9 protein-coding genes are annotated in these 7,987 nt (G+C 36.4%); 5 read left to right on the plus strand and 4 right to left on the minus strand.

The features are described from left to right. Positions 1-80 precede the first annotated feature (80 nt). The gene (locus tag HMPREF0023_RS05495) at positions 81-2,273 is read left to right on the plus strand and encodes a TonB-dependent siderophore receptor (RefSeq protein ID WP_008941413.1); all 2,193 of its coding nucleotides are present in this window, start codon (positions 81-83) and stop codon (positions 2,271-2,273) included. Between the two features lie 50 nt (positions 2,274-2,323). Here HMPREF0023_RS05495 and HMPREF0023_RS05500 read toward each other — a convergent pair whose 3' ends face one another. Further along, positions 2,324-3,022, minus strand: a complete 699-nt coding sequence (locus tag HMPREF0023_RS05500) for a DUF1826 domain-containing protein (protein WP_008941414.1) — start codon at positions 3,020-3,022, stop codon at positions 2,324-2,326. A gap of 236 nt (positions 3,023-3,258) precedes the next feature. Between HMPREF0023_RS05500 and HMPREF0023_RS05505 the strand changes: the two genes are divergently transcribed. Genes HMPREF0023_RS05505 through HMPREF0023_RS05515 form a run of 3 tightly spaced genes read left to right on the plus strand, consistent with a single transcriptional unit; the run spans position 3,259 to position 5,611 of the window. Further along, positions 3,259-4,590 carry a type II toxin-antitoxin system HipA family toxin gene (locus HMPREF0023_RS05505; protein WP_008941415.1) on the plus strand — a complete coding sequence of 444 codons (1,332 nt, stop codon included), beginning with the start codon at positions 3,259-3,261 and terminating at the stop codon, positions 4,588-4,590. Beyond that, positions 4,587-4,895, plus strand: a complete 309-nt coding sequence (locus HMPREF0023_RS05510; protein WP_017395671.1) for a helix-turn-helix domain-containing protein — start codon at positions 4,587-4,589, stop codon at positions 4,893-4,895. The genes HMPREF0023_RS05505 and HMPREF0023_RS05510 overlap by 4 nt, the downstream gene beginning before the upstream one ends. A 41-nt stretch (positions 4,896-4,936) precedes the next feature. Beyond that, the gene (locus tag HMPREF0023_RS05515; RefSeq protein WP_008941416.1) at positions 4,937-5,611 is read left to right on the plus strand and encodes a HEPN domain-containing protein; all 675 of its coding nucleotides are present in this window, start codon (positions 4,937-4,939) and stop codon (positions 5,609-5,611) included. A 253-nt stretch (positions 5,612-5,864) separates the two neighbouring features. Here the strand turns inward: HMPREF0023_RS05515 and HMPREF0023_RS05520 are convergent, their stop codons facing one another. Genes HMPREF0023_RS05520 through HMPREF0023_RS05530 form a run of 3 tightly spaced genes read right to left on the minus strand, consistent with a single transcriptional unit; the run spans position 5,865 to position 7,626 of the window. Continuing rightward, a complete protein-coding gene (locus HMPREF0023_RS05520; RefSeq protein WP_008941417.1) occupies positions 5,865-6,182 on the minus strand; it encodes a hypothetical protein in 318 nt (105 codons plus the stop codon). Continuing rightward, positions 6,182-7,408, minus strand: coding sequence for a replication initiation factor domain-containing protein (locus HMPREF0023_RS05525; protein ID WP_008941418.1), 1,227 nt, complete (start codon positions 7,406-7,408; stop codon positions 6,182-6,184). Before HMPREF0023_RS05525 ends, HMPREF0023_RS05520 begins: the two co-directional genes overlap by 1 nt. Further along, the gene (locus HMPREF0023_RS05530) at positions 7,408-7,626 is read right to left on the minus strand and encodes a hypothetical protein (RefSeq protein WP_008941419.1); all 219 of its coding nucleotides are present in this window, start codon (positions 7,624-7,626) and stop codon (positions 7,408-7,410) included. The genes HMPREF0023_RS05525 and HMPREF0023_RS05530 overlap by 1 nt, the downstream gene beginning before the upstream one ends. A 107-nt stretch (positions 7,627-7,733) precedes the next feature. Here HMPREF0023_RS05530 and HMPREF0023_RS05535 point away from each other — a divergent pair, with 107 nt between their 5' ends. Continuing rightward, on the plus strand, positions 7,734-7,928 hold the full coding sequence (locus HMPREF0023_RS05535; protein WP_008941420.1) for a hypothetical protein: 195 nt from the start codon (positions 7,734-7,736) through the stop codon (positions 7,926-7,928). The last annotated feature ends 59 nt before the right edge of the window (positions 7,929-7,987 follow it).

Here is a 7,987-nt window from a genome sequence, read left to right on the forward strand (position 1 = left end):
GTTCAATCCAATAAAATTGTGAATACTCATGCCACAAAGTTGAAGCTATAAAATTATCTTTTTTGGGGTTAAGCAATACTGTGAAAACTTTTCCATTTTCTCGTTTACAAAGCGCATTATTAGCCGTAGGTTCATTTTCTTACCTCGGATTTAGTTCAACAACAGCATATGCGGAACAAGAAAATGAGATACAACGTCTCCCAACAATTACAGTTACAGCTGAGCAAAATGCCAATCATCAGAACAGCGTAAATTTATCTGGCTTTGCTGAACAAACCATTGCCAAAATCCCTGCATCAATCAATATTATTAATGCCGACCTTATTGCAGATCAACACGCAAAAACGCTAAAAGATATTGTAAAAAATGATGCAGCGGTCGGCGAGGGCTACGCACCTATTGGCTATTATTCAAACTTTGTGATGCGTGGTTTTGCGCTCAATCTAGGATCAAGTTATCTACTCAATGGTAACGTGTTGAGAGGCGAACAAAACGTAGCGCTAGAAAATAAAGAACAAGTAGAAATCTTAAAAGGTATTAGCGCGATTCAAAGTGGTATGTCTACACCCGGAGGAGTTGTTAACTATGTGACTAAACGACCAAAAGACATTCGTTCAGTTACGCTAGAAACAGATAGTCAGGTTGGTTATCGTGTCGCAACGGATATCGGTGATATGCTAGGTGAAAATCAACAATTTGGTTATCGAATCAATCTAGCGCATGAAGAGATTCATCCATATGTAGAACATACCAATGGAAAGCGTTTATTTGGTTCAGTTGCTCTGGATTGGCAGATTTCTGATGATTCAAAACTTGAGTTCGATATTGAATCACAACGCCAACGTCGGCGCTCGGTACCAGGCTATCAATTATTAGATGGGAAAACTGTACCGACTAATGTGGAATGGGATCGTTTACTGGGTTATCAAAGCTGGAGTAAACCCGTTACTAATGAGAGCCTGAATACAAGTTTAAAATATACGCATCGTCTCAATGATGATTGGACAGCAAACTTATCTGCTTCGCAAAGCCGTGTGACCGTTGATGACTATTCAGCATTCCCATGGGGTTGTTATAGTGAGATTTGTGAATTTACAGGTTTAGGCAATACCTTTGATAAGAATGGTAACTACGATATTTATGATTTCCGTAGTCCAGATGATAGTTATTTAACAAATCAGTTTAAAACAGGGTTAAACGGCAAGTTCACAACAGGGACATGGCAACATAGCTTAAATATCGAGTTATCTCATACCTATAAACGACGTGCACAATATGATGCAATCAATGAACTCGTTGGTATGGGTAATATCTACAACAATACAGTGAACTATGCGCCTACAGATGTAGCCTTAGGCAATCGATATAAATCCCTTGATAGTCAGCAAACCGCATTAAATCTACTAGACCAAATCCGTTTTAATGACTCATGGTCAGTTCTCATGGGGGGAAAAATCCTTTCTTTAGATGAAAAAGCTTATGATGCAGCGGCGAATAAGATTCGTGATACAGATTTAAACCGATTCTTGCCACAATTTGCAGTGATGTATCAACCTTGGGAAAATACGCAAGTTTATACATCATTTAGTAAAGGCCTAAGTGATGGTGGACAAGCGCCGTGGTATGCATTAGGTAATGAAGAAAAAGGAATTGTCGGGAATGCATTTGAAACACTTGCCCCAATCAAATCCACCCAATATGAAGTGGGCATCAAACATCAATTACCATCTATGTTGTTTACAGCAGCAATATTTAATCTAGAGCAAGACCATCAATATACTAATGCTGATAACTATTATTTAACTGATGGCAAACAGCATAACGTAGGCTTAGAACTTGGTTTGCAAGGGCAGGTAACTGGAAATTTAGATATAATCTCAACTTTGGCACTGACGCGTTCACGCTTAAAAGAGATTGATGTCGCTGAATATCAAGGTCATCAAACCCAGAATGTTCCTAAAGTACGTTTTGCAAGTTATTTATCCTATCAATTGCCACAAGTGGAAGGTTTAAGATTACTGGCAGGTATGCAATACAGTGCAAGTAAATATGCCAATAAAACAGGTAGCGTAAAAGTTCCGAGCTATACAGTTTTTAATGCTGGTGCTGCTTATAACTTTAAAGCTAATGGCTATGAAAACACGTTGAGATTCAATGTTGATAATCTATTCAATAAAAAGTATTGGAGAGATGCAGGAAGCTTCTTTGGGGATGATTATTTGTTCCTAGGCGCTCCACGTACCGCACAGTTGTCTTGGAGTGTAAATTTCTGATAGATCGGCCATCTTAAAAGTGAATATACACTCATCGATTTGTCTATGATTTAACAGATCAACAGCAGTCTATATTCATTTTCTTTTTCGATAGGCGCACGATGCACACAAGGTAAAACGTGTTGTGATGGATGATCAACAGCCAATCGCCATAAATGGCCTAAACCTAAACTCACAGGTTTTGTATTTGGTTTGGGTTGATAATGCAGATCAAAGAAATTTTCTTCTAGAAAATTATCAAACTCATTTTCCGGACCATGATGTAGTTGCTTAAGTTTTTCTCTGATTTCAAGAATCAAAATCTTTTGTTCGACCTGATCGTTTGGCAACATCTCACTTGCTGCACCATGGTAAGTACATAAAAAAGTATCAGTGGGAATAGGCGAGCGATCAACATGAAATGAATAAACATCTGTCGAAATAAAATCGAATTCATCATCTCGCTCATAGTTTTGGATCAAGTTAAGCACTGGTGATGCACCGAGAACTGTTAATTGTTGAATATCCGCAATAATAATTTTTCTTGCTAAATTACCATTTTCTGAAAGTTGCAATGCTAAAAGCTCGTCAACAGAAACCTCTGTAATATTCTCTTTTATCTCAAGTTTTCCTATGATCTCTTGAAAATCACCAACTAAGTTTCTATACCAACAAATTGCATTACTTTCTCCTTGAAAATTGGAATCAATAAGCTCAGAAAAAGTAGAAACCACACTAATTTGCTTGTGATCAGAAAAACTATTCTTCATTTAAGTGATAAATTCATAAGTAAATAGGAAGCTAATCATACACTCTTCTTTAGTTGCTTGAGTGCTCTTAGATGAGATCGAATAAAGCAATTTTGAATAAATTAAATGCGTATTGAATAAATAGAAAATGAGCAAAATTATGCTCATAAATCATGTAACAAACATTTTTGAGCAAATATATTCACAAAAAACAAATTTTATAGTATTTTTGAGAAAATAATTGCTCCTTTATATCAATGCAAAAATTAACAATACAGGCTTTACTCGACCAGAATTGGTTAGATATCGCTGAACTTAAACTATTAGAACCTAAACTGGGCTCAGCAAGCGCCAGTGAATTGGTCTACGAGTTGGAATACGCAATCCAAAATCTGGACAAGCGAGATGAACATGCCTGTAGTCTCTCACTTCCTGTACAAATACTTATAAACCATGAATCTAGCTCATGGTTTGGTTTTTTGGATGATATTGTTCCTTCAGGCGCAGCACGCCGTTATTGGGTCAATTTTTTAGGCTTACAACGACTCACTTATGCTGAGCAAGATAGTATTTTATTGGAAAAGGGTGGAATTGCGCCCGTAGGAAACTTGCGAATTAAAGAAGCTCTTCCGCCTATAAATCCTGACTCTACTTTGCATTTACGTTATTTTAGTCAAAATGATGTTGCTGATCGAAATGTTGATTTTCTTGAGTATGCACAGCAAATGGGCGCGATTAGTGGTGGTGCAACAGGAGCGGGTGGTGAAGCGCCCAAGTTACTGATTCGCGCGACAAAAGATCAAAATATTTGGATTGACACCTATCAACAAAACTTTGATCAACCTGATCAACACTATTTAGTTAAATTTCCTCGAAATAATCGTAGTGAGATCGACTGCAATATTCTCAGAGCGGAATACTATTACTATCAAGAACTAAAAGAATTAGGTTTCAATACCATTGAAACAACAGAAATGAAGCTGATCGAAGGTGAAAAATATCCATCATTATGGTTGCCAAGATTTGATGTGGAATGGCGCAATCAATGTTGGCAACGTCATGGTCTAGAATCTGTTTATTCAGTATTAAATAAGGCTTCAGGAAGTCATCTTAATCATTTTGAAGTAATAGACAACCTATGTGATTTACTGACAGTGATTGATTCAAATTTTGATGCTACACAATTCATTTGTGAATGGTTACAAAGAGATTTGCTCAATATTATTTTTGGCAATTCTGATAATCACGGGCGAAATACCTCATTTCTAAAAAAATCTGGAAAAATTTCACTTGCTCCAATTTATGATTTTGCACCAATGAAAGCTGATCCAGAAGTCGTGACAAGATCAACGACATGGGGAAGCCCTTATGAAGAAGGAGGAGAGTATCGTTGGGAGCAAATTACCCAAAAACTTGCACATTTATGCGATCCAAATTTGTCTATGAAGACATTAAAATCATTAGCAAACAATCTTGTTGGGCTAAAACAACGGTTAATTGATAAAGGTGTCCCAAAACAGATTATGGAGATGCCAGCACTTTCATTCGATTATGTTGAAGCTAAATTAGAAAGATGGGAACTATTATGAATATAAAAAATCAGCCTCAAGATCGCCAGCAAGTTCTTATTGATCTATATATGCAATATCTATTGAATGAAATTACATTGGGGCAATTATTGGCGTATTTGAGAAAAAATATACTTGGCATGTCTCAGGAGCAATACGCAAATTTGGTTGGTGTTAGTCGCCGGACATTAACGGACATAGAACAAGACAAAGGAAAACTCACTCAATCTGTCCTAGATAAAGTATTTAAACCACTTGGATTGCAAGCAGGTCTTGTACCGACGCATGAGCATATTGTGAGGAAGATTGTTAAATCATCAGAGTGATATGAAATCGAAATTGCTTTAATCTTTAGAGTCCAAAAGTTATGAGTCTGAAAATTATAAATAGGTTTGAAGAGTTAATTAAAGAAGCTAGACAATTAGATGCTTTAATTGATTCAAAAATTACTGTTGAAGGTATAGTAGATGAAAATTTTTCTGACAATAATGTAGGGAAATTTTTAGAATGGAAAATTAAGACAAAAAATATTTTTCTTTTATCTTGTGGGGATAGATCCATTCATTTTACTGAATTTTTGAAAGCTGAGAAAATTCAATATTATGATACTAATGCTAAATTATTTAAACGTTTACTACCAGTTTTACTTGCTACTTATGATGATTTGAAAAATGGTTTTTTAATATCTTTCAAACAGATAGTGCAAGCTGAGGTTTTTGAGACTGAACTTGAACAAGCTAAATCTCTTTTAGAAAATGGCTATAAAAACGCTGCTGGAGTAATTGCTGGCGTAGTTTTAGAAACAGCAGTCAAAGAGCTGTGTTTGAACAACAATATAGATATCGAGAGAAAAAAATTAACTCAATTGAATGATGAATTAGCAAAGGCTAGTGTCTATAACAAACTCCAGCAAAAACAAATTACAGCCTTAGCTGATATAAGAAATAACGCTGCCCATGGAGATTATGATCAATTCACGAAAGAATACGTAGAACGAATGATTGATGATATAGAGAGGTTTTTACTAAATCATTCATCTTAAATTTAACCTTGTGTAGGATCGACTGATACGCAAGTCGAGTAGCGGTCTGATTTCTGCATAACTTATATTATGTTACTTGGAATACTCAGCAACGTGAATTAAGATCGTAGTGATTCACGTTGCTGAGCTGTAGCTACAAACAGTGTTGTGTAGGCTACAGTCTTAGATATTCTATTTAACATAATATACATTATACGCACAGGTCGAATAATGATCAGATGTAAACCTTTGATATACAAAGGATTTTCTGTATTTATACTGTTGTTCTTGGTGCAGTTGGTAACTTCACATCAACAACAACGTACTTCATAGCTTTACCAGTTGTGACCATGTCAAATGTGATATCAGCCTCGATTGGAAAGTCTTTTTGTTTGAATTGTCGTAACAAAGCCATGTTGCTAGAATCTTGCCAATTGAAAGTCTCACAACCATTACCGATTGCCGTACCTTGAGATAGATCCATTGGAATCTCACAGTACAAAGCAACATGATCATAATGACGACCCGATTTATCATCAGGTTTGAAATCAACAGCCTTAGCACCTAAGATTTTTACTTTTGATGTATGCATTACATTCTCCGAGCAGTTAGAAGCACATGATCAAGTCGCTTGGGAAATGCAAGCGGATCAGCACAACAGATTAAATTAATGAGTTCTTCAGGTTCGAATACGTCTTTAAAGACGTTGATGTATTTACCGTATTGATGCTTAATGTTCTCAATAGCGGTTTGGAAATTGATTTGAGCAGTCTTTGTAATTGTTTCTATGCGTTCAGGCTGTAAATGCTCAGCTAGATCACGGAAACATGGATAAGCAGCTATGAAGAATTCTGATGGTGCAAGTAGCATGTCGAATGGCAAGATACGGTCAATAGATTTAAATTCGACCTCTGCACGTTGCCAATTGTCGTTAGGATCACCCTCCGCACGACCTTTTTCGTACAGTCTCAGATACTTACCTGAATCACGACTACCAATACACAAGGTACGTCCTTTACCATTTGGTCTGCGCCAATTGCCTTTATGTTCTATGTTTGGAGCACGATTTCCAAGTTGGAAGCCACCTAGCCCATCTTGCATATTGCCCCAATCGACACTAACGTTTTTACCTTCAAAGTCATCATGTGCAATATCTACACGAGTTAATTTCGCTCGTTTAGCTTGAGTAACTAAGAAGTTATAAAGTCTTAATTCCCAACCACTTTTAGCAAAGTTGCAGCCACGTCCATTGATCATAATTAAGATCGTATTACGTTGACCACCGATGCAGACAAAGCCAAAGTCTTCGCCTAATACATAACTTTGGTTATAGAAATTAAGACCATTGTTACGACATGAAGTCGTTGAAAATCCAAAGATATGTTCTAAAAGTGGGTCAAGTACGTCCACCGCAGCAGTACAACGATGTGATTCGAGAATGAATTCATCTTCTTGCCAAAGACGATCTCCAAGTGACTCTAAACCGATAGTGAAATTTACCCAGTCGATAACTGCAATCTCATTATCGGCAGGCATTCTGTATTCAATGTGCTTCACGCCATCGTTTGTCATGATCATGTGACTTGATGGAATTGTGTATAGCGAATTGTGTTGGTACGGGATATCGGCGTCTTGTGGACGAGTATCGAATTTCTTTACCCCCATCTTATTAATGGGGGTTCCAACTGCTTCCTTTTTCATTCCCCCCGATAAAACAGTGGGGATTGGTTGTTTTTTGTACTGAATCTCTGTGCGTATAGAATTATCGCCATCCTTGGGATAAGTGCGAACAAGACTACCCTTTTTATACTTATCCATTAGCAAAGCCCCATAGCTCTAAAATTATCGTTTTCTGCTTTGATTGCGTCACAGTAAGCAGCAACCTTTGGACTCTTATAACCCCAAGCCATCATTGTTGATTCGATATAGAAAAGGACAAATTCAGTCTCAAATGCAGGATTACCACCAACAATCAACTCCACTCCTCTATCGTGGATGATCTTGGCTACAGTCTCGAAAGCTAGTTCTTTTTCCATAAAAGTTACTTTTTAACTTTGTTTAACGAATTAAACATTTTTTTAAAGTAAACTTGTCAACCTTTAAATCTTGTTAATATGAAAAAAATCTACTTGGTAACTTAGTTATGAGCAAAGTCTATAAATTAAGATCAGATGAAGTTGAAGACATTAAAGAAGCTTTAATGAAATTTGTGGTTAATAAAAAAACCATAATGAAAGAAACTGATGTAATTCACGCACTGATAAAATATCATCTAAAAAATCTGACAGCAGATGAAGTAATGAGATATAGAAGCGAAGTATTAAAAAAAGAAGATTAATTATTTTTGTTGACCCTGAATATTAGGAAGAAAAAATGGAAGGCATACTATATACAGTA

The organism is Acinetobacter sp. ATCC 27244, assembly GCF_000156555.1.
Lineage (GTDB): Bacteria > Pseudomonadota > Gammaproteobacteria > Pseudomonadales > Moraxellaceae > Acinetobacter > Acinetobacter haemolyticus.